At 63.3% G+C, this 841-nt stretch carries 2 protein-coding genes; both read left to right on the top strand.

What is annotated here, in order from left to right:
• Nucleotides 1-624 (top strand): efflux RND transporter periplasmic adaptor subunit (locus AC0L2A_RS36255; protein ID WP_473612980.1); only part of this gene is annotated, 624 nt, incomplete at its 5' end.
• 2 nt (nt 625-626) lie between these two features.
• Nucleotides 627-841, top strand: a 215-nt coding sequence (locus AC0L2A_RS36250) for a hypothetical protein (RefSeq protein WP_473612979.1), incomplete at its 3' end; no start/stop codon positions are given.

Here is an 841-nt window from a genome sequence, read left to right as displayed (position 1 = left end):
CTCGACCGCAACGAGGTGAAGGCGCCGTTCGACGGCGTCATCGACCGGGTGCCGGTGGAGCTTGGCAGTTCCGTGATGCAGGGCGACGAAGTGGCGACCATTTTGAGCCTCGATCCGGTGATTGCCCGCGGCGAGGTCAGCGAACGTGAACTCGGCTATCTGAAGATCGGCGACAAGGCGAAGGTACGGTTGGTCAGCGACCAGAATGTCGAGGGCACCGTGCGCTATATCAGCCGCGACGCCTCGTCCGCCACCCGCACCTTCCGCGTCGAGATCGCAATCCCCAACCCCGAGGGCACTATTCCGGCCGGGATGACCGCCGAGATCGCGCTGAGCGCGCAGCCGACAGACGCAGTCATGCTGCCGCGCTCCGTGGTGACGCTGGGCGACAAGGGCGACCTCGGCATCCGCGCCGTCGACAAGGACAACAAGGTCGTGTTCTTCCCGATCGATCTGGTCGACGATACGCCAACCGGCCTGGTGCTCGGCGGCATCCCTGCCGAAGCGCGCATCATCGTCGCCGGCCAGGAACTGGTGAAGGAAGGCGAAGTGGTCAAGCCGGTCGAGGCCGACCAGGCGACCATCCAGAAGCTGCTGGGCGAAGCGACGGCCGGGACGCAGTAATCATGGATATCGTCAAACTCGCAATCAGCAATGCCAGGCTGACCATTTCGGTGCTGGTGTTCCTCATCCTTGCCGGTGCGGTCGCCTATCAGTCGACACCGAAGGAAGCGGAACCCGACGTTCCGATACCGATGATGTATGTCAGCCTGATCTATCAGGGCATCTCGCCCGAGGATTCGGAACGCCTTCTGCTGCGGCCGATGGAAGCCAAGCTGAA

Source organism: Mesorhizobium sp. WSM4844, assembly GCF_055811775.1.
The sequence above is the reverse complement of the archived record's forward strand: the minus strand, read 5'-3'. Positions and strand labels throughout refer to the sequence as shown.